At 71.6% G+C, this 20,136-nt stretch carries 15 protein-coding genes; 8 read left to right on the top strand and 7 right to left on the bottom strand.

The window, feature by feature from the left end:
• Window positions 1-882, bottom strand: coding sequence for a deoxyribose-phosphate aldolase (locus ACF1A1_RS19125; protein ID WP_392001192.1), 882 nt, complete (start codon window positions 880-882; stop codon window positions 1-3).
• Entirely contained in the window at window positions 879-1,829 is a 951-nt protein-coding gene (gene iolC / locus ACF1A1_RS19130; RefSeq protein WP_392001194.1) for a 5-dehydro-2-deoxygluconokinase, read from the bottom strand. The genes ACF1A1_RS19125 and iolC overlap by 4 nt, the downstream gene beginning before the upstream one ends.
• 162 nt (window positions 1,830-1,991) lie before the next feature.
• Between iolC and ACF1A1_RS19135 the strand changes: the two genes are divergently transcribed.
• Together ACF1A1_RS19135 and ACF1A1_RS19140 are read left to right on the top strand one after the other, a co-directional pair.
• Complete coding sequence (locus ACF1A1_RS19135) at window positions 1,992-2,909, top strand: sugar phosphate isomerase/epimerase family protein (RefSeq protein WP_392001196.1); 918 nt, start codon at window positions 1,992-1,994, stop codon at window positions 2,907-2,909.
• 322 nt (window positions 2,910-3,231) lie between these two features.
• Window positions 3,232-3,432, top strand: coding sequence for a MerR family DNA-binding transcriptional regulator (locus ACF1A1_RS19140; RefSeq protein WP_392001198.1), 201 nt, complete (start codon window positions 3,232-3,234; stop codon window positions 3,430-3,432).
• An 18-nt stretch (window positions 3,433-3,450) separates the two neighbouring features.
• Here the strand turns inward: ACF1A1_RS19140 and ACF1A1_RS19145 are convergent, their stop codons facing one another.
• Window positions 3,451-4,494 (bottom strand): zinc-dependent alcohol dehydrogenase family protein, encoded by a 1,044-nt coding sequence (locus tag ACF1A1_RS19145; RefSeq protein WP_392001200.1) that lies wholly within the window; start codon window positions 4,492-4,494, stop codon window positions 3,451-3,453.
• Between the two features lie 89 nt (window positions 4,495-4,583).
• Window positions 4,584-6,818: an MMPL family transporter gene (locus ACF1A1_RS19150; protein ID WP_392001202.1), complete on the bottom strand. Its 2,235-nt coding sequence runs from the start codon at window positions 6,816-6,818 to the stop codon at window positions 4,584-4,586.
• Between the two features lie 173 nt (window positions 6,819-6,991).
• Between ACF1A1_RS19150 and ACF1A1_RS19155 the strand changes: the two genes are divergently transcribed.
• From ACF1A1_RS19155 to ACF1A1_RS19165, 3 genes are all read left to right on the top strand, one after another.
• Window positions 6,992-7,663: a TetR/AcrR family transcriptional regulator gene (locus tag ACF1A1_RS19155; RefSeq protein WP_392001204.1), complete on the top strand. Its 672-nt coding sequence runs from the start codon at window positions 6,992-6,994 to the stop codon at window positions 7,661-7,663.
• Window positions 7,664-7,735: 72 nt separating this feature from the next.
• Complete coding sequence (locus tag ACF1A1_RS19160; RefSeq protein WP_392001206.1) at window positions 7,736-7,975, top strand: heavy-metal-associated domain-containing protein; 240 nt, start codon at window positions 7,736-7,738, stop codon at window positions 7,973-7,975.
• A gap of 84 nt (window positions 7,976-8,059) precedes the next feature.
• Window positions 8,060-10,303: a heavy metal translocating P-type ATPase gene (locus ACF1A1_RS19165; protein ID WP_392001208.1), complete on the top strand. Its 2,244-nt coding sequence runs from the start codon at window positions 8,060-8,062 to the stop codon at window positions 10,301-10,303.
• A 735-nt stretch (window positions 10,304-11,038) separates the two neighbouring features.
• Here the strand turns inward: ACF1A1_RS19165 and ACF1A1_RS19170 are convergent.
• From ACF1A1_RS19170 to ACF1A1_RS19180, 3 genes are all read right to left on the bottom strand, one after another.
• Window positions 11,039-12,328, bottom strand: coding sequence for a citrate synthase (locus ACF1A1_RS19170; RefSeq protein ID WP_392001210.1), 1,290 nt, complete (start codon window positions 12,326-12,328; stop codon window positions 11,039-11,041).
• Between the two features lie 242 nt (window positions 12,329-12,570).
• On the bottom strand, window positions 12,571-14,829 hold the full coding sequence (locus ACF1A1_RS19175; protein ID WP_392001211.1) for an ATP-dependent RecD-like DNA helicase: 2,259 nt from the start codon (window positions 14,827-14,829) through the stop codon (window positions 12,571-12,573).
• Between the two features lie 72 nt (window positions 14,830-14,901).
• Window positions 14,902-15,267, bottom strand: coding sequence for a hypothetical protein (locus tag ACF1A1_RS19180; RefSeq protein ID WP_392001212.1), 366 nt, complete (start codon window positions 15,265-15,267; stop codon window positions 14,902-14,904).
• A gap of 294 nt (window positions 15,268-15,561) precedes the next feature.
• Here ACF1A1_RS19180 and ACF1A1_RS19185 point away from each other — a divergent pair, with 294 nt between their 5' ends.
• Genes ACF1A1_RS19185 through ACF1A1_RS19195 form a run of 3 tightly spaced genes read left to right on the top strand, consistent with a single transcriptional unit; the run spans window position 15,562 to window position 20,073 of the window.
• Window positions 15,562-16,608: a LacI family DNA-binding transcriptional regulator gene (locus ACF1A1_RS19185; protein ID WP_392001213.1), complete on the top strand. Its 1,047-nt coding sequence runs from the start codon at window positions 15,562-15,564 to the stop codon at window positions 16,606-16,608.
• Window positions 16,605-18,137: a sugar ABC transporter ATP-binding protein gene (locus tag ACF1A1_RS19190; protein ID WP_392001214.1), complete on the top strand. Its 1,533-nt coding sequence runs from the start codon at window positions 16,605-16,607 to the stop codon at window positions 18,135-18,137. Before ACF1A1_RS19185 ends, ACF1A1_RS19190 begins: the two co-directional genes overlap by 4 nt.
• Complete coding sequence (locus tag ACF1A1_RS19195; protein ID WP_392001215.1) at window positions 18,127-20,073, top strand: substrate-binding domain-containing protein; 1,947 nt, start codon at window positions 18,127-18,129, stop codon at window positions 20,071-20,073. Before ACF1A1_RS19190 ends, ACF1A1_RS19195 begins: the two co-directional genes overlap by 11 nt.
• The last annotated feature ends 63 nt before the right edge of the window (window positions 20,074-20,136 follow it).

The following is a 20,136-nucleotide window of genomic DNA, read 5'->3' on the forward strand; positions in this document are numbered from 1 at the left end:
TCACAGCAGTCCTACGGCGGTGTCCACGGCGGCGGTCACGTCCCCGTCCGCCGGGTACAGCAGCGAACGGCCGACCACCAGTCCGCGCACGGTGGGCAGTTGCAGCGCGCCCCGCCACTTCTCGTACGCCCCGTCCTGGTCGTCGCCGACCTCCCCGCCGAGCAGCACGGCAGGGAGCGTGGAGGTCTCCATGACCTGGGCCATGTCGTCGGGGTTGGCGGTGACCGGCACCTTCAGCCAGGTGTAGGCCGAACTGCCGCCCAGTCCGGAGGCGATGGCGATGGACCGGGTGACGGCCTCGGCGGACAGGTCGTTGATCACCTTGCCCCCGTCCGTACGGCGGGAGATGAACGGCTCGACGAAGACGGGGAGCCGACGCGCGGCCATGTCGTCGATCGCGCGGGCGGTGGACTCCAGCGTGGTGAGGGAGCCCGGGTCGTCGTAGTCGATGCGGAGGAGCAGCTTGCCCGCGTCGAAACCGAGGCGCTCGATGTCCTGGGCGCGGTGGCCGGTGAAGCGGTCGTCGAGTTCGAAGCTGGCGCCCTGGAGGCCGCCGCGGTTCATGGAGCCCATGACGACCTTGCCGTCGAGGGCGCCGAGCAGGAGGAGGTCGTCGAGGATGTCGGCGGTCGCGAGGACACCGTCGACGCCGGGCCGGGACAGCGCCAGGCAGAGGCGTTCGAGCAGGTCGGCGCGGTTGGCCATGGCCAGTTTGCGGTCGCCGACGCCGAGCGCGCCACGGGCCGGGTGGTCGGCCGCGACGATCATCAGCCGGCCGCTCGCGCCCAGCAGGGGCCGGCGGGCGCGGCGGGCGGCGGCCTCGGCGATCGCCTCGGGGTGGTGGGTGCGGGTGTGCACGAGTTCCGCGATGTCGACGGTCACCGGACGGCTCCTGCCGTGAGTGCCGCCTCGACCTCGTCCGGGGTCGGCATGGCCGAGGAGCACTCCAGGCGGGAGGCGACGATGGCGCCGGCGGCGTTGGCGTGGCGCATGGTCCTCTCCAGGTCCCAGCCCGCGAGCAGGCCGTGGCAGAGGGAGCCGCCGAAGGCGTCTCCGGCGCCGAGGCCGTTGAGGACGGTCACCGGGAGCGGGGGGACCTCGGCCGACTCGCCGTTGGCGTGGACGGCCAGCACCCCCTTGGGGCCCTGCTTGACGACGGCGAGTTCGACCCCGGCGGCGAGGAGGGCGCGGGCGGCGGCGTGCGGCTCGCGCACTCCGGTGGCGACCTCCACCTCGTCGAGGTTGCCCACCGCGACGGTGGTGTGCTTCAGCGCCTCGGCGTAGAAGGGGCGGGCCGCGTCCGGGTCGGTCCAGAACATGGGGCGCCAGTCGAGGTCGAAGACGGTGGTGCCGGCCCTGGCGCGGTGGGCGAGGGCCGCCAGCGTCGCCGTACGGCTCGGCTCCTCGCTCAGGCCGGTGCCGGTGACCCAGAAGACGCGGGTCTCGCGGATGGCGTCGAGGTCGAGGTCGTGGGCGTCGATCTCCAGGTCGGGCGCCTTGGGCTGCCGGTAGAAGTACAGCGGGAAGTCGTCCGGCGGGAAGACCTCGCAGAAGGTGACGGGGGTCGGCAGGCCCGGGACCGGGGTCACCCAGCGGTCGTCGACGCCGAAGCCGCGCAGGGCCTCGTGCAGATAGGTGCCGAAGGGGTCGTCGCCGGTGCGGGTGATCACCGCGGTGTGCCGGCCGAGGCGGGCCGCGGCGACGGCCACGTTGGTCGCGGAGCCTCCCAGGAACTTCCCGAAGGACGTGACCTGCGGGAGCGGCACGCCCGTCTGCAGCGGATAGAGGTCCACTCCGATCCGCCCCATGGTGATCAGGTCGTACGCCATCGAGTTCCCTTCGTGTCGGCTCGTCCCGTGAACGGCCCGTGGACGTCCCCGTATCGGCTCTCCACGGCTTTGTAGTCCCGAGCGGCGGGCCCTGTCAATGTTTTGTCCAGACATTCGGACCAGCCCTTGACACGCCTCCCGGGAGCCCGCACGCTGACGCCCATGACGTCGTTGTCACCTGAGTCCTCACTCTCCCGGATCCGGATCGGCTCGGCCCCCGACAGCTGGGGCGTCTGGTTTCCGGACGACCCGCAGCAGGTGCCGTGGCAGCGCTTCCTCGACGAGGTGGCGCTCTCCGGCTACGAGTGGATCGAGCTCGGTCCCTACGGGTACCTGCCGACCGACCCGGCCGTCCTCACCGAGGAGACGGCGAAACGGGGCCTGAAGGTGTCGGCGGGCACGGTCTTCACGGGGCTGCACCACGGTGCGGCGGTCTGGGAGAAGACCTGGGCGCACGTCGCGGACAACGCGGCGCTGGCGCAGGCGATGGGCGCCCGCCATCTGGTGGTCATCCCGTCCTTCTGGCGGGACGACAAGACCGGCGAGGTGCTCGAGCCGGACACGCTCACCCCCGGGCAGTGGCGCGATCTCACCTCGCTCACCGAGCGGCTGGGGCGGGAGGTGCGCGAGCGGTACGGCCTGCGGATCGTCGTCCACCCGCATGCCGACACCCACATCGACAGCGAGGAGAACGTCGCCCGCTTCCTGGACGGCACGGACTCCGACCTGGTGTCGCTGTGCCTGGACACCGGGCACTACGCGTACTGCGGCGGCGACAGCGTCAAGCTGATCGAGACGTACGGGGAGCGGATCGGGTACCTGCACCTCAAGCAGGTGGACCCTGAGATCCTCGCGGACGTGCGGGCGAACGGGACCCCGTTCGGGCCGGCGGTCGCCCAGGGCGTGATGTGCGAGCCGCCGTCCGGGGTGCCGGAGCTGGGGCCCGTGCTGGAGGCCGCGCAGAAGCTGGACGTCGACCTGTTCGCGATCGTGGAGCAGGACATGTACCCGTGCGAGCCGGACAAGCCGCTGCCGATCGCTCGGCGGACCCGGGCGTTCCTGCGGTCCTGCGGGGCGTAGCCCCGCGGGGGTGGGGCGGGACGCCTGCGGAACCGCCGGGTACCTGATCTTTCAACGGGTGTGGCGAGTGGGCGGCTGACGGCCTCTGTCAACTCGCCCCACCCACCGGCCCGCGGTCGTCTCTGCGTCACCTCTGTCACAAACGATCCCCTCCTGTCACCCATGTCGCGGGAACCCGGTTCCCGCGTCACACCCGTTCCACAGCCGCTGTCGCATGGCCACCTCGCGACGTTGACGGGGCACTGCTGGGTGATCACCAGCGCTGCGCCGGGTCCCCGGGCGGCTTCCCGGCCGCCGCCCGCGCGCACAGGGAGGCGGACTCATGACCGACCGAAGGCTGTGGTCCTACAACGAGATCGCGGCACACATCAAGGTGCAGCCGGACACCGTGCGGTCCTACCGCAAGCACGGGCTGCTGCCTCCACCCGACCGCGTCGAGGGCGGCAGACGCTTCTGGTACGCCGACACCGTCCGCGCCTGGGTGGCGTGCCGGCCGGGCAACCGCGGCCGCAGACCCGACTGACCCCCGGGTGGGCCGCCCTCACGCCCACGGCTCGATGACCGTCACCCCCGTCCCCGGCGCCGTCCCCATCGCCGCCAGCGCGTCCGGTACCGCGTCGAGCCCGATCGTCGACGTCACCAGCAGGTCGGGGCGCAGCACGCCCGCCCGGACCAGCTCCAGCATCTCGGGGTAGGTGTGGGCCGCCATGCCGTGGCTGCCGAGGAGTTCGAGTTCCAGGGCGATGGCGCGGGCCAGCGGGACGGGGGTGGTGCCGTCCGCCGAGGGCAGCAGGCCGACCTGGACGTGCCGGCCGCGGCGACGCAGGCCGTTCACCGAGGCGGCGCAGGTGGCGGGCGAGCCGAGGGCGTCGAGGGAGAGGTGGGCGCCGCCGCCGGTCAGGTCGCGGACCGCCGCCGCGGTGTCGGGGGTGTTCCGCGCGTCCACGCCCTCCGCGGCGCCGAACGTCCGCGCCAGCTCCAGGGCGCGCGGCGACACGTCGACGGCGACGACCCGCGCTCCCGAGGCGGCCGCGATCATCACCGCCGACAGGCCCACCCCGCCGCAGCCGTGCACCGCCACCCACTCCCCCGCCGCGACCCGGCCCTGCTGCACGACCGCCCGGAACGCCGTGGCGAACCGGCAGCCGAGGGAGGCGGCGGTGGCGCCGGAGAGGTCGTCGGGGATCGCGACCAGGTTCACGTCGGCGTGGTCCAGCGCCACGTACTGGGCGAAGGAACCCCAGTGCGTGAAGCCGGGCTGGGTCTGCCGCTCGCACACCTGGTGGTGGCCGGCCGCGCAGGACGGGCAGCTGCCGCAGCCGCACACGAAGGGCACGGTGACCCGGTCGCCCTGCTTCCAGCGGGTGACCCGGCCGCCCGTCTCCTCCACCACTCCGGCGAGTTCGTGGCCGGGGACGTGCGGCAGGGTGATGTCCGGGTCGTGGCCCATCCAGCCGTGCCAGTCGCTGCGGCACAGGCCGGTGGCCTCGACGCGCACCACCACCCCGTGCTCCGCGGGCCGCGGGTCCGCCACCTCCCGCACCTCGGCCGGCTCCCCGTACCGCTCGAACACCACAGCACGCATGTGCCTTCGCCCTCCCCTTCGTCCACCGCGGATCACAGGTCATCGGCGATCGCGGATGTCACCGGCGATGCCCAGGACCACCGCGAACGCTAGCTCCGCGCCCCCACCGTGTCGCGCTCGCGTCCCGGTTCGCCGGCCGGGGCCGGCCGCTCCGCCTCGCTGAGGCCGAAGCGGGCGTGGAACCTGCGCAGGGGCGCCGGCGCCCACCAGGTGGCCCTCCCGGTGAGCCGCATGATCGCCGGGACCAGGAGGCTGCGGACCACCATCGCGTCCATCAGGACCGCCAGCGCGATGCCCAGGCCGAGCATCTTGGTGTTGGTCACGCGGGAGGTGCCTATCGCGACCATCACCACGGCCAGGATGACGGCCGCCGCGGTGATCAGACCGCCCGTGCGCTGCAGGCCGAGGCGCACCGCCCGTTCGTGGTCGTCGTCCCCCACCGCCTCGAGGGCGTGGGAAGCACTCCCGCGGTCGTACTCCTCCTTGATGCGGGAGAGCAGGAACACGCCGTAGTCCATGGAGAGGCCGAAGGCCACGCAGAACATCAGGACCGGCAGGGTCGTCTCGATGGAGCCGGTGCTGGTGAAGCCGAGCAGGCCGGAGAGGTGGCCGTCCTGGAAGACCCAGACGACCGCGCCGAACATCGCCGTCAGACTGAGCGCGTTGAGCAGCACCGCCTGGATCGGTATCAGCACGCTCCCGGTCAGGAGGAAGACCAGGAACAGCGTGACGATCGCGATGAAGGCGGCCGCCCACGGGAGTTGTGCGGCGATCGCGTCCTTGGAGTCGACCAGGACGGCCGCCGCGCCGGTCACCTTGGTGTCGAAGGGTGCCTCGGTGGCACGCAGGTCGCCGACCAGGCGCTGGGCGGCGTCGTCGACGGGCTCGCCCTTGGGCAGCACCGTGAAGTACGCCGCGTCGCCCTTCACCAGCGGGCCGTCGACCCGGACCACTTCGGGCAGGGCGGCGACGCGCTCCTTGTAGGCGGCGTACTGCGCCGGGGTCGCCCTCCCCTCGGCGAGGACCTCGAGGCCGCCGCCCAGGCTGCCCGGGAAGCCGTCCCTGATGTGCTGCTGCACGACGTGGGACTCGGCCGAGGAGGGCAGCTGACGGTCGTCGGCGGTGCCGAACCTCACGCCCAGGAAGGGCAGTCCGAGGAGGACGAGGACGGCCGTCGTCCCGAGGGCGAAGAAGGGCGCCCGGCGCATCACCAGGGTCGCCGTGCGCGCCCAGGCGGTTCCCGCCTCCTTCGTCGGCCGGCTCCCGCGGAACAGGCGGCGCAGATCGAGGGCGTCGACCCGGTGCCCGAGCAGGATCAGGGCCGCCGGGAGCAGGATGAGCGCGGCCGCGGCGGCCAGCAGGACCACCGCTATGCCGGCGTAGGCGAAGGACCGCAGGAAGTACTGGGGGAAGAGGAGCATCGCCGCCAGGGACACCGCCACCGTCAGCGCGGAGAACAGCACCGTACGGCCCGCCGTGCGCAGGGTGGTGGCGATGGCGGTCAACGGCTCGGCTCCGCCGGTGAGTTCCTCGCGGAAGCGGCGGACGATGAACAGGGCGTAGTCGATGGCCAGACCGAGGCCCAGGGCCGTGGTGAGGTTCATCGCGAAGATGGAGACGTCGGTGAACTCGGCGAGACCGCGGAGGACCGCGTTCGTGCCCAGGATGGCGACGATGCCGATGCCGAGCGGCAGCAGGGCGGCGACCGCGCTGCCGAAGACCATCACCAGCAGCACCAGGGTGACCGGCAGGGCGATGATCTCGGCGCGGGTGAGGTCCTCCTGGATGGTCGTCTGCATCTCGTGCCGCACGGCGACGATGCCGCCGACCCTGACCTCCACCGGGCCGTGGGTGCCCCGGTAGGAGGGGGCGATGCGGTCGAGGGTCTCGCCCATCGTCTTCTCGTCGCCCGTGATGCGGGCGGCTATCAGCGCCTCGTGACCGTCCTCGGCGCGCAGGGCGGGTGCCTTGGACCGCCAGTAGGACCCGACGCCGACGACGCCCTTCTCGCCGGCCAGACGCTCGGCGAGGCGGGAGGCCTCGGCGGCGACCGCGGGGTCGTCGACCGAGGCGCGGCCGGAGCCGACGAGCAGCAGCAGATTCGGCTGGGAGTCGGGGAACTCTCGCTCCAGGGCCTTGGTCGCATAGGTGGACTGGGCGTCCGGGTCCTCCCAGCCGCCGCTGCCCAGCCGGTCGGCGACCCCGCTGCCGGCCAGCACCGCGAGCACGGTGAGCACCAGGGCCGCGAGCAGCGACAGCCGGGGGCGGGCGGTGACGAAGCGGGTCCAGCCTCGGACGCGCGGCGGGCTGCTGACCTCGGTCATGTGCGGTGTCCCCTTCACCTGATGCGCCGTGGCCCATGCCGTCGTGGACAGGCAGCATGGGTGTGCCATTGCCATAGACTGGCAAACACGAGACATCGCTCGCGTTTCACTGATCCAGAATGCGAGCGACCTCTCGCGTTTGTCAATCGCGTTCGGAGAGCTGGGGATAACGCGTGCCCGAGACCATCGAGAACCAGGAGAGGGAACAGCCGCGCCGCCGCCAGGCCCGCGGCGAGCGCCGTATCGCGCAGCTCCTCGAAGCCGCCGCGTCCGTGTTCTGCGCCACCGGCTACACCGCCGCCAGCACGAACGCCATCGCCCGCGAGGCCGGCGTCTCCCCGGGCACGCTCTACCAGTTCTTCCCGAACAAGGAAGCGATCGCGATCGAGCTGGGCGACCGCCTCATGCACGAGATGCGCGAGACCTACGGCGAGGCCCTCGCCCCGGTCGACCCCGCGACCCCGCTGAAGGAGGCGGTCGGCGCCGCCGTGGACCGGTTCATCGCCTTCAACTGCGAGCACCCGGTGTTCTTCGCCCTGATGCACGGCCCCGACATCCCCGGCCGCATCACCGAGGAGCACGACGCGCTGCACGCCACGTTGCACGCCCGGATCGAGGGTCTGCTCTCCTCGTTCCTGCCCGAGGCGCCGCCCGCCGACCTGGCCCGCACCGCGCACATGTGCCTCGGCATGTACAAGGCGGGCCTGGAACTGGTCCTCGCCCACGAGGGCACCGAGCGCGACGCGTACGTCCAGGAGCTGAAGAACGTCCTGATCCGCTACCTGGAGCCGCTGGTGGGCGACCGCCTCGGCCACGGCGGGGACGCTTGGAGAAGTACCCCCTAGGGGTATAGCCTGGGTGGAGTGGAGGCCCCTCTCGGACCCCCAGCCCCACACGCCTCGACGAGGAGTAACGACATGACCGCCCACACCGACACCCACGGCTCCGTCACCACCGTCTACAAGGTGAGCGGCATGAGCTGCGGCCACTGCGAGGGGGCCGTCTCCGGCGAGATCTCCGGGCTGCCCGGCGTCAGCTCGGTGAAGGCCGTCGCCGCCACCGGCGAGGTCACCGTCGTCTCCGCCGCGGCCCTCGACGAGGAGGCCGTGCGCGCCGCCGTCGACGAGGCCGGCTTCGAACTGGCCGGCCGCGCCTGAGCCACCCCCACCCCTCGGCACCGGGCCGCACCGACCGGGTGACACTGGTCGGACGCGGCCCGTTTCGCTCCCTGGAGTACGGACATGCCCAGCACCACCGCCACGACGCCGACAACCGCCGGGACCACCCCGACTGCCGAGGTCGAGCTGCTCATCGGCGGCATGACCTGCGCGTCCTGCGCGGCCCGGGTGGAGAAGAAGCTCAACCGCATGGACGGCGTGACCGCCACCGTCAACTACGCGACGGAGAAGGCGCGGATCACCCACCCCGCGGGGATCGAGGTCGCCGACCTGATCGCGACGGTCGTCAAGACCGGCTACACGGCCGAGGAGCCCGCGCCCCCGGCGCGGCAGGAGGCGACGCCGGCCGACGCCGACCCCGAGCTGTCGGCACTCCGGCACCGCCTGCTCGTCTCCGTCCTGCTCGCGACGCCCGTCGTGCTGCTCGCGATGGTCCCGGCCCTGCAGTTCGACAACTGGCAGTGGCTGTCGCTGACCCTCGCCGCGCCCGTCGTCGTCTGGGGCGCCCTGCCCTTCCACCGGTCGGCCTGGACGAACCTGCGGCACGGCGCCTCCACCATGGACACCCTCGTCTCGGTCGGCACGCTCGCCGCGTTCGGCTGGTCGCTGTGGGCGCTCTTCTTCGGCGACGCGGGCATGCCCGGCATGCGGCACCCCTTCGCACTGACGGTCTCGCGTACGGACGGCTCCTCCGCGATCTACCTGGAGGTCGCCGCGGGGGTCACCGCCTTCATCCTGCTCGGCCGCTACCTGGAGGCCCGTTCCAAGCGGCGCGCGGGTGCCGCGCTGCGCGCGCTGATGGAGCTGGGCGCGAAGGACGTGGCCGTCCTGCGCGACGGCCGTGAGGTGCGGATCCCGGTGGACCGGCTGGCGGTCGGGGACCGGTTCGTCGTACGGCCCGGGGAGAAGATCGCCACCGACGGGACCGTCGTCGAGGGCGTCTGCGCCGTGGACGTCTCGATGCTGACCGGCGAGTCGGTGCCGGTGGACGTCGGCCCGGGCGACTCCGTCACGGGCGCGACCGTGAACGCCGGCGGCCGGCTCGTCGTCGAGGTCACCCGGATCGGCGCGGACACCCGGCTCGCCCGTATGGCGAAGCTGGTGGAGGACGCGCAGAACGGCAAGGCCGAGGTGCAGCGACTGGCCGACCGGGTCGCGGCGGTCTTCGTCCCCGTCGTGCTGCTGATCGCGTCCGCGACCTTCGGCGCCTGGCTCGGACTCACCGGTGACACCGTCGCCGCGTTCACGGCGGCCGTCGCGGTCCTGATCATCGCCTGCCCGTGCGCCCTCGGCCTCGCCACCCCGACCGCGCTGCTGGTCGGCACGGGTCGCGGCGCGCAGCTCGGCATCCTCATCAAGGGCCCCGAGGTGCTGGAGAACACCCGCCGCGTCGACACCGTCGTCCTCGACAAGACCGGCACGGTCACCACCGGCCGCATGACCCTCCAGGAGGTGTACGTCACCGAGGGCACCGACGAGAAGCAGCTGCTGCGGCTCGCGGGCGCCCTGGAGCGCGCCTCCGAGCACCCGGTCGCCCGCGCGGTGGCCGCCGGCGCCGAGGAGCGGACCGGGGAGCTGCCGGTGGCCGAGCACTTCGAGAACGTGCCCGGGCGGGGCGTACGCGGGCGCGTGGAGGGCCGGGACGTGGCCGTCGGGCGGCTCTTCGACGTCCTCCCCGAGGAGGTGGCCCGCGCCAGGGACGAGGCCGAGCGGGGCGGTCGCACGGCTGTCGTCGTCGGGTGGGACGGGGCGGTGCGCGGGGTGCTGGCCGTCGCCGACGCGGTCAAGGAGACCAGCGCCGAGGCGGTGCGGGAGCTGCGCGCGCTGGGGCTCACCCCGGTGCTGCTGACCGGGGACAACCGGGCGGTGGCCGAGGCGGTGGCGGCGGAGGTCGGCATCGACGAGGTGGTGGCCGGGGTGCTGCCCGAGGACAAGGTCGACGCCGTCGGGCGCCTCCAGGCCGAGGGGCGGGTCGTCGCCATGGTCGGCGACGGCGTCAACGACGCGGCGGCGCTCGCCACCGCCGACCTGGGCCTGGCGATGGGGACGGGGACCGACGCGGCGATCGAGGCGGGCGACCTGACGCTCGTGCGCGGGGACCTGCGGGTCGCCGCGGACGCCATCCGGCTGTCCCGGCGGACCCTGGCCACGATCAAGGGCAACCTCGTGTGGGCCTTCGGATACAACGTGGCGGCACTGCCGTTGGCCGCCGCCGGGCTGTTGAACCCGATGCTCGCCGGGGCGGCGATGGCCTTCTCGTCGGTCTTCGTGGTGACGAACAGTCTGCGGTTGCGGACGTTCCGCTGACCGGGAGTGAAGTGCCCCGAAGTTACCGATGGTTAGGTGAGGTCGAAAACGACAACCCCCCTGGAGTCCGGCGCGCGCCTCACATAAGCTCTTCACAAGGCTCGCGCATCATCCTTACGCTTGGGCCTTGATCGCTGTATCCGGGCACTTGCGTATCTAACGGGACATATGCAAGAGACACAGATCACAGTGATGTGAACGTAACCATCGAAGGGCTTCGACGGTCTAAGTTGACGATGTCAGCGAGCGTCTTGGGGGGCGCGAACTGGCATCTGGGGATGTCTTGGGGGACTTTCCCAGAGATGCGTTGCCGGGGCACGTACACCGGGAAGCTTTGAGCGGCCCTCCCGGCGTGCGTTGTCCCGGCAGATCGCACAGGGGCGGGAGTGCGGCGAGTTCTGCTCGTTCTGCTCACCTCCCGCCGACTCGACAACCGCATATGGCATCAGCGATTCAGGCGCTGTGTCCTCACAAGCGCCCGGCCGGATCCCGTGGGGGGAATCCGCACCGGGACACGGGAAGGCGCCCTGGTCGTCGGCCCGTGGGGGGACCGGCGCACCAGGGCGCCTTCTGCTGCGCCCGTCGCCTCGGCCCGGCCGTCGCCGCGCCGCGGGGCCGCCCTCGCGGACAGCACCGTCATGGGGCCGCCCTCGCGGACAGCCCCTCGGACACCACGGCGCTCGTGGACCGCCCGCCGAAGGGGCACCCGCGAAGGGCACCCCTCACCCGCAGGTCTCAGCGCTCCTCGACCGGGACGAAGTCGCGCTCGACCACGCCGGTGTAGATCTGGCGCGGGCGGCCGATGCGGGAGCCCGGCTCCTTGATCATCTCGTGCCACTGGGCGATCCAGCCCGGCAGACGGCCGAGGGCGAACAGGACCGTGAACATCTCGGTCGGGAAGCCCATGGCCCGGTAGATCAGGCCGGTGTAGAAGTCGACGTTCGGGTAGAGGCTGCGCGAGACGAAGTAGTCGTCGGAGAGCGCGTGCTCCTCCAGCTTCAGCGCGATGTCCAGCAGCTCGTCGGACTTGCCGAGGGCGGACAGCACGTCGTGCGCGGCGGCCTTGATGATCTTGGCGCGCGGGTCGAAGTTCTTGTAGACCCGGTGGCCGAAGCCCATCAGGCGGACGCCGTCCTCCTTGTTCTTCACCTTGCGGATGAAGGAGTCGACATCGCCGCCGGCGTCGCGGATGCCCTCGAGCATCTCCAGGACGGACTGGTTGGCGCCGCCGTGCAGCGGGCCCCACAGGGCGTTGATGCCGGCGGAGATCGAGGCGAACATGTTCGCCTGCGAGGAGCCCACCAGGCGGACCGTGGAGGTCGAACAGTTCTGCTCGTGGTCGGCGTGCAGGATGAGCAGCTTGTCGAGGGCGGAGACGACGGTCGGGTCGAGCTCGTACTCCTGGGCGGGGACCGAGAAGGTCATGCGCAGGAAGTTCTCGACGTAGCCGAGGTCGTTGCGCGGGTAGACGAACGGGTGGCCGATCGACTTCTTGTACGCGTACGCCGCGATCGTCGGAAGCTTGGCGAGCAGCCGGATCGTGGAGAGGTTGCGCTGGCGCTCGTCGAACGGGTTGTGGCTGTCCTGGTAGAAGGTGGACAGCGCGGAGACGACCGAGGACAGCATGGCCATCGGGTGGGCGTCGCGCGGGAAGCCCTTGTAGAAGTTCTTGACGTCCTCGTGCAGCAGGGTGTGCTGCGTGATGTCGTTCTTGAAGGAGGACAGCTCGTCGACGGTCGGCAGCTCGCCGTTGATCAGCAGGTAGGCGACCTCCAGGAAGGTGGAGCGCTCGGCCAGCTGCTCGATCGGGTAGCCGCGGTACCGCAGGATGCCCGCTTCGCCGTCCAGGTAGGTGATGGCGGATTTATAGGCGGCGGTGTTGCCGTATCCGCTGTCCAGGGTCACGAGACCGGTCTGGGCGCGGAGCTTCCCGATGTCGAAGCCCTTGTCACCGACAGTGCTGTCGATCACCGGGTAGGTGTACTCGCCGTCGCCGTACCGCAGTACTACAGAGTTGTCGCTCACGTCATCCCTCACCGACGTTGTGCCTCTTCTTCGAGGTTGCCCTGACTGTCTCTACCATCCCCCATTTGGCGCAGGAGAGTGCACTCGGGGTCGACCATTGGGCTTATCGACGGCACTCAGTGCCGCCAACTTGCTCATCCTGCCGCCTTCGTTGCGCTTCCGGAAGTGCTCTGTGACCTTCACGACTCATTTGATCGATCATTTTTTGTGATGCCTCGGCGCCCGGGGATCGAGCCCCCAGGTCAGAAGCCGGAGAGCCGGAAGTCGAGGGCCGTGCAGCGCCGGCCGGCCGACACCGTGCGCACCGCCTGTCCGATCGCCTTGCGGGAGCCGACGAGGACGACCAGCTTCTTCGCCCGGGTCACCGCCGTGTACAGGAGATTGCGCTGGAGCATCATCCATGCCCCGGTGGTGACGGGGATCACCACGGCGGGATATTCACTTCCCTGTGAACGGTGGATGGTCACCGCGTACGCGTGGGCCAGTTCGTCCAGTTCGTCGAATTCGTAGGGCACCTCCTCGTCCTCGTCCGTGAGCACCGTGAGGCGCTGGTCGACCGGATCGAGCGAAGTGACCACGCCCACGGTGCCGTTGAAGACCCCGTTCTCCCCCTTCTCGTAATTGTTGCGGATCTGGGTGACCTTGTCGCCGACCCGGAAGACGCGACCGCCGAACCGCTTCTCGGGCAGGTCGGGGCGGCCGGGGGTGATGGCCTGCTGGAGCAGCCCGTTGAGGGTGCCGGCGCCGGCCGGGCCGCGGTGCATGGGGGCGAGGACCTGGACGTCCCGGCGTGGGTCCAGGCCGAATCGGGCCGGAACGCGCCGGGCGGCCACGTCCACGGTGAGCCGGCCGGCCGCCTCCGTGTCGTCCTCGACGAAGAGGAAGAAGTCCTTCATGCCGTCGGTGAGCGGGTGCTGCCCGGCGTTGATCCGGTGGGCGTTCGTCACCACGCCGGACTGCTGGGCCTGGCGGAAGACGCGCGTGAGGCGGACCGCGGGGACGGGACTTCCCTCGGCGAGCAGGTCGCGCAGGACCTCGCCCGCGCCGACGCTCGGCAGCTGGTCCACGTCTCCGACGAAGAGGAGATGGGCGCCCGGGGGCACGGCCTTGGCGAGCTTGTTCGCCAGCAGCAGGTCCAGCATGGACGCCTCGTCCACGACGACCAGGTCGGCGTCGAGCGGGCGGTCGCGGTCGTAGGCCGCGTCGCCGCCGGGCTTGAGCTCCAGCAGCCGGTGGACGGTGGAGGCCTCGGCGCCGGTCAGCTCGGCCAGCCGCTTGGCGGCGCGGCCGGTGGGAGCGGCCAGGACGACCCTGGCCTTCTTGGCGCGGGCCAGCTCCACGATCGAGCGGACCGTGAAGGACTTGCCGCAGCCCGGGCCTCCGGTGAGCACGGCGACCTTCTCGGTCAGCGCCAGCCTGACCGCGGCCTCCTGCTCGGGCGCCAGCTCGGCCCCGGTACGGCCCTTCAGCCAGGCCAGCGCCTTGTCCCAGGCCACGTCGCGGAAGGCGGGCATACGGTCCTGGTCGGTGCGCAGGAGGCGCGACAGCTGGGCGGACAGGGAGAGTTCGGCGCGGTGGAAGGGGACCAGGTAGACGGCCGTGACGGGTTCCCCGCCGTCGGGCCCCGGCACCTTCTCCCGTACGACGCCGGGGTCCTCCCCCTCCTCAGGGGGCGCCGCGAGGTCCGCGAGGCACTCGATGACGAGCCCGGTGTCGACCTGGAGGAGCTTGACCGCGTCGGCGATCAGCCGCTCCTCGGGCAGATAGCAGTGGCCCTGGTCGGTGGACTGGGACAGGGCGTACTGAAGGCCCGCCTTGACGCGCTCCGGGCTGTCGTGGGGGATGCCGACGGACTGGGCGATCTTGTCGGCGGTGAGGAAGCCGATGCCCCAGACGTCGGCGGCCAGCCGGTAGGGCTGGTTCTTCACCACCGAGATCGAGGCGTCCCCGTACTTCTTGTAGATGCGGACCGCGATCGACGTGGAGACCTCGACGGTCTGGAGGAAGAGCATGACCTCCTTGATCGCCTTCTGTTCCTCCCAGGCGTCGGCGATCTTCCTGGTGCGCTTGGGGCCGAGGCCGGGCACCTCGATGAGCCGCTTGGGCTCCTCCTCGATGATCCTCAGGGTGTCCAGCCCGAAGTGCTGGGTGATGCGGTCGGCGAAGACCGGGCCGATGCCCTTGACCAGGCCCGAGCCGAGGTAGCGGCGGATGCCCTGGACGGTGGCCGGCAGGACCGTCGTGTAGTTCTCCACCGTGAACTGCTTGCCGTACTGGGGGTGCGAGCCCCAGCGGCCCTCCATCCGCAGCGACTCGCCGACCTGGGCGCCGAGCAGCGCGCCGACGACCGTGAGGAGGTCGCCGCCGCCCCGGCCGGTGTCGACGCGCGCGACCGTGTAGCCGTTCTCCTCGTTGGCGTACGTGATGCGCTCCAGGACGCCTTCGAGGACGGCGAGACGCCGCTCCCCGCTCCCCGTGCTGCTCCCCGCTGGTTGGGCCATGATCCGACGGTACCGCCCGGCTCCGACAACGCCGGTGGGCTGTGGACGGACCGGATCCGTCACCCGTCCCCGTCAGCCGGCCTGCGCGACCACGTGGTCGATCACCCGCTGGAACTCCTCGGTCGGCGAGAACTCCACGAACTCGCAGTCCTCCAGGGCGACGGGGACGTGGCCGGGCGCCCAGTAGTACGCCTGCCCCGCCTCGTAGACCTGCTCGCCCTCGGCCGTGAGCATCCGTAGCCGGCCCTTCAACAGGTAGCCCCAGTGCGGGCAGGGGCAGGCGTCGTCGGGCATGCCCTTCAGGGCCGGTCCCATGTCGGTGCCCTGCGGGAGGGTGACGTAGCCGACGGACATGCCGCCGCCGATCGGCTGCACGCGCAGTTCCACTCCGCCGCCTTCGAGTGCGACGGGGACCTCGTTCCGAGTGGCGGACGTCATGGCTCCTCCGCTTCCGGTCCGTGCGGGCCTCCGAGCGACCGGTCCGTGGGACCGGCCCGTACTTCCAGCGTGAAGCCGCGCGTCCCCGGCCCGCGACCGCGCGGCGGGCCGGCGGTGAGCCCCCGCCCGAGCGACCGCATCGCCGCCGGGCGCACTTCATCACGGTTCGGTTTCGGCCACGCCGGGGGCTTGATTAACCCCCGTGTAATCGATTCCAATCCTCCCTACGCGTCGATGTAATCGATTCCAGGAGCCTTCGCGGCTCCCCGAGCCCCACAAGGAGGTGGACCGGCGATGGCGAGCATCAAGGACGTCGCCGCGGAGGCGGGCGTGTCCGTCGCCACGGTCTCGCGCGTCCTGAACGACCACCCGTCGGTCAGCGCCGACGCCCGCACGCGCGTGCTGGCCGCCGTGGAGACGCTGGGCTACCGCCCGAACGCCGTCGCCCGGTCCCTGCGCACCGACCAGACCCGCACCCTCGGCCTGGTCATCAGCGACGTGATGAACCCGTACTTCACCGAACTGGCCCGCTCCGTCGAGGAGGAGGCGCGCACGCTCGGCTACAGCGTCATCATCGGCAACGCCGACGAGCGGCCCGACCTCCAGGACCACCACGTACGGACCCTGCTGGACCGCCGTATCGACGGCCTGCTCGTCTCCCCCACCGACGGCGGCTCGCCGCTGATGCTGGACGCCGCGCGCGGTGGGACGCCGATGGTGTTCGTCGACCGGTGGATCCCGGGCGTGGACGTGCCGGTGGTCCGGGCGGACGGACGGGCGGCCGTACGGGACCTGGTGGCGCATCTGCACGGGCTGGGGCACCGCAGGCTCGCCATCATCGCGGGCCCGGCCGCCACCACCACCGGCAGCGAGCGCGTCGAGGCCTTCCGGGCCGCCATGGCCGAATACGGACTCCCGCTGCCCGACGCCTACACCGGGCAGGGCGACTTCCAGGCCGAGAGCGGGCGGCGGGTCACCGAGGGCTTCCTCGACCTGCCCGAACCACCCGAGGTCGTGTTCGCCGCCGACAACCTGATGGCGCTGGGCGCGCTGGACGCCGTACGCGCGCGTGGGCTGCGCGTTCCCGACGACATCGCGCTGGCCGCGTTCGACGACATCCGCTGGTTCGTGCACACCGATCCGCCGATCACGGCGATCGCTCAGCCGACGGGCGAGCTGGGGCGCGCGGCCGTGCGCGCGCTCGTCGACCGCATCGAGGGACGGCCCCCCGAGTCCGTCACCCTCACCGCCCGTCTCGTCGTACGCCGCTCGTGCGGCGAGCCGGCCCCTGCGCAGTCCCCCGCTGCGCAGCCCCCCGCGAGGAACAGGAGCCAGTCGTGAGCAACGCGGACGAGTTGCTGCGCATCGAAGGCATACGCAAGACCTTCCCCGGTGTGGTCGCGCTCGACGGCGTCGACTTCGATCTGCGCCGGGGCGAGGTGCACGTACTGCTCGGTGAGAACGGCGCGGGCAAGAGCACCCTCATCAAGATGCTCTCCGGCGCCTACCGCCCCGATGCCGGGCGGATCCTGGCCGGCGGTGAGGAGGTGCGCATCCAGGGTGCGCAGGACTCCGAGCGCCTCGGGATCGCCACCATCTACCAGGAGTTCAACCTGGTACCCGATCTGACGGTCGCCGAGAACATCTTCCTGGGGCGCCAGCCGCGCCGCTTCGGGATGATCGACCGGAAGCGGATGGAGGCCGAGGCCGCCGTTCTGCTGGAGCGGGTGGGCGTGCGCGTCTCGCCCCGCGCGCGGGTGCGGGAACTCGGCATCGCCCGCCTCCAGATGGTCGAGATCGCGAAGGCGCTGAGCCTGGACGCGCGCGTACTGATCATGGACGAGCCGACCGCCGTGCTCACCTCGGAGGAGGTCGAGAAGCTCTTCGCGATCGTGCGCCGGCTGCGCGAGGACGGCGTCGGGATCGTCTTCATCACGCACCACCTGGAGGAGATCGCCGCCCTCGGCGACCGCGTCACCGTCATCCGCGACGGACGCAGCGTCGGCCAGGTGCCGGCCTCGACGCCCCGGGACGAGCTGGTCCGGCTCATGGTGGGCCGCTCGATCGAGCAGCAGTACCCGCGCGAGCGCGCCGGCGCCGGGCCCGCCCTGCTCTCCGTCGAGGGGCTCACCCGGGACGGCGTCTTCCACGACGTCAGCTTCGAGGTGCACGCCGGTGAGGTCGTCGGTGTCGCCGGGCTCGTCGGCGCCGGCCGGACCGAGGTCGTCCGGGCGGTGTTCGGGGCGGACCCGTACGACCGAGGAGCGGTGCGGGTCGACGGCGCCCGGCTGCCCCGCCACGACGTCAACGCGGCCATGGCGGCCGGGATCGGGCTCGTGCCGGAGGACCGCAAGGGCCAGGGGCTGGTGCTCGACGCCTCCGTCGAGGAGAACCTCGGGCTGGTGACCATGCGGTCGGCCACCCGGGCCGGGCTCGTCGACCTCAGGGGGCAGCACGAGGCCGCCGGCCGGATCGCGGGGCAGCTGGGAGTGCGGATGGCCGGACTCGGCCAGCACGTACGGACGTTGTCCGGCGGCAACCAGCAGAAGGTCGTCATCGGCAAGTGGCTCCTCGCGAACACCAGGGTGCTGATCCTCGACGAGCCGACGCGCGGTATCGACGTCGGCGCCAAGGTCGAGATCTACCAGCTCGTCAACGAACTGACGGCCGCCGGTGCCGCCGTCCTGATGATCTCCAGCGACCTGCCCGAGGTGCTCGGCATGAGCGACCGGGTGCTGGTGATGGCCCAGGGCCGGATCGCCGGTGAGCTCCCGGCCGAGGAGGCCACCCAGGACGCCGTGATGGCGCTCGCCGTCAGTACCCCCACCACCACCGCTACTACCGATTCGGAGGCCGGCCGTGGCCGCTGACACGCTCAAGAGCACAACGGGCGCCGGTGGCGCCGCGGCGGTCCGCCGCCTGCTCCTCGACAACGGCGCGCTCACCGCGCTCATCGTCCTCGTCGTCGCCATGTCGGCGCTGTCGGGCGACTTCCTGACCACCGACAACCTGCTCAACGTGGGCGTCCAGGCCGCCGTGACCGCCATCCTCGCCTTCGGCGTGACCTTCGTGATCGTCTCGGCGGGCATCGACCTGTCGGTCGGCTCGGTGGCGGCCCTGTCGGCCACCGTGCTGGCGTGGAGCGCCACCCAGCAGGGCGTCCCGGTCGTCATGGCGGTCGCCCTGGCCGTCGTCACCGGCATCGTGTGCGGCCTGGTGAACGGTTTCCTCATCGCGTACGGCAAACTGCCGCCGTTCATCGCGACGCTGGCCATGCTGTCGGTGGGCCGCGGTCTGTCGCTGGTGATCTCCGAGGGCTCCCCGATCGCCTTCCCCGACTCCGTCTCGCACCTGGGCGACACGCTGGGCGGCTGGCTGCCCGTCCCCGTGCTGGTGATGATCGTCATGGGTCTGGTCGCGGCGTTCGTGCTCGGCCGGACGTACATCGGCCGCTCGATGTACGCCATCGGCGGCAACGAGGAGGCCGCGCGCCTGTCCGGTCTGCGCGTGAAGAGGCAGAAGCTCGCCGTCTACGCCCTGTCCGGCGTGTTCGCCGCCACCGCGGGCGTCGTCCTCGCCGCCCGGCTCTCCTCCGCGCAGCCGCAGGCCGCCGACGGCTACGAGCTGGACGCGATCGCCGCGGTCGTCATCGGCGGCGCCTCGCTCGCCGGCGGCACGGGCAAGGCGTCCGGCACGCTGATCGGCGCGCTGATCCTCGCGGTCCTGCGCAACGGCCTCAACCTGCTGTCCGTCTCCGCCTTCTGGCAGCAGGTCGTCATCGGTGTGGTCATCGCGCTGGCCGTGCTGCTGGACACCCTGCGCCGCAAGGCCGGGGCGACCCCGGTCGCGGCCGGCACCGGCGGCGGCAAGGGCAGGCAGGCGACGACGTACGCGCTGGCGGCCGTGGTCACCGTGGCGATCGTCGGCGCGACCTCCTTCCTGCACGGCGGTACCTCGTCGGCCTCGAACCCGAAGGTCGGTCTGGCGCTGTCGACGCTCAACAACCCGTTCTTCGTGCAGATCCAGTCCGGGGCGAAGGCCGAGGCGAAGAGGCTGGGCGTGGACCTGACGGTCACCGACGCGCAGAACGACGCCTCGCAACAGGCCAACCAGCTCCAGAACTTCACCAGTTCCGGCTACGACTCGATCATCGTCAACCCGGTGGACTCCGACGCGGCCGGTCCCGCCGTGCGCGCCGCCGACAAGGCGGGGATCCCGGTCATCGCCGTCGACCGCGGCGTCAACAAGGCGACGACGGACGCGCTCGTGGCCTCCGACAACGTCGCCGGCGGCGAGCTGGCGGCGAAGACCGTCGCCGAGAAGCTCGGCGGCACCGGCAAGATCGTGATCCTTCAGGGCCAGGCGGGCACGTCCGCCGCCCGTGAGCGCGCCGAGGGCTTCGCCAGGGGGCTGAAGGCCTACCCCGGTATCCAGGTCGTGGCCCAGCAGCCGGCCGACTTCGACCGCACCAAGGGCCTCGACGTGATGTCGAACCTGCTCCAGGCCCACCCGGACGTCCAGGGCGTCATCGCCGCCAACGACGAGATGGCGCTCGGCGCGATCAAGGCGCTGGGGGCGAAGGCCGGCAAGTCGGTCCAGGTCGTCGGCTTCGACGGCACCCCGGACGGCCTGAACGCGGTCAAGAACGGCACGCTGTACGCGTCCGTCGCGCAGCAGCCGTCGCAGCTGGGCAGGATCGCCGTGGACAACGCGCTGAAGGCGCTGCGGGGCGAGAAGGTCGAGCAGACGGTGAAGGTGCCGGTGAAGGTGGTCACGAAGGAGAACGTGGCCGGCTTCAGCGGCTGAGGTCCCGAACGCGGCCGGGTGGCTCACATCGAGCCGCCCGGCCGCTTCACCCGTTTCCTTGGG

The organism is Streptomyces sp. NPDC014995, from assembly GCF_043080745.1.
Lineage (GTDB): Bacteria > Actinomycetota > Actinomycetes > Streptomycetales > Streptomycetaceae > Streptomyces.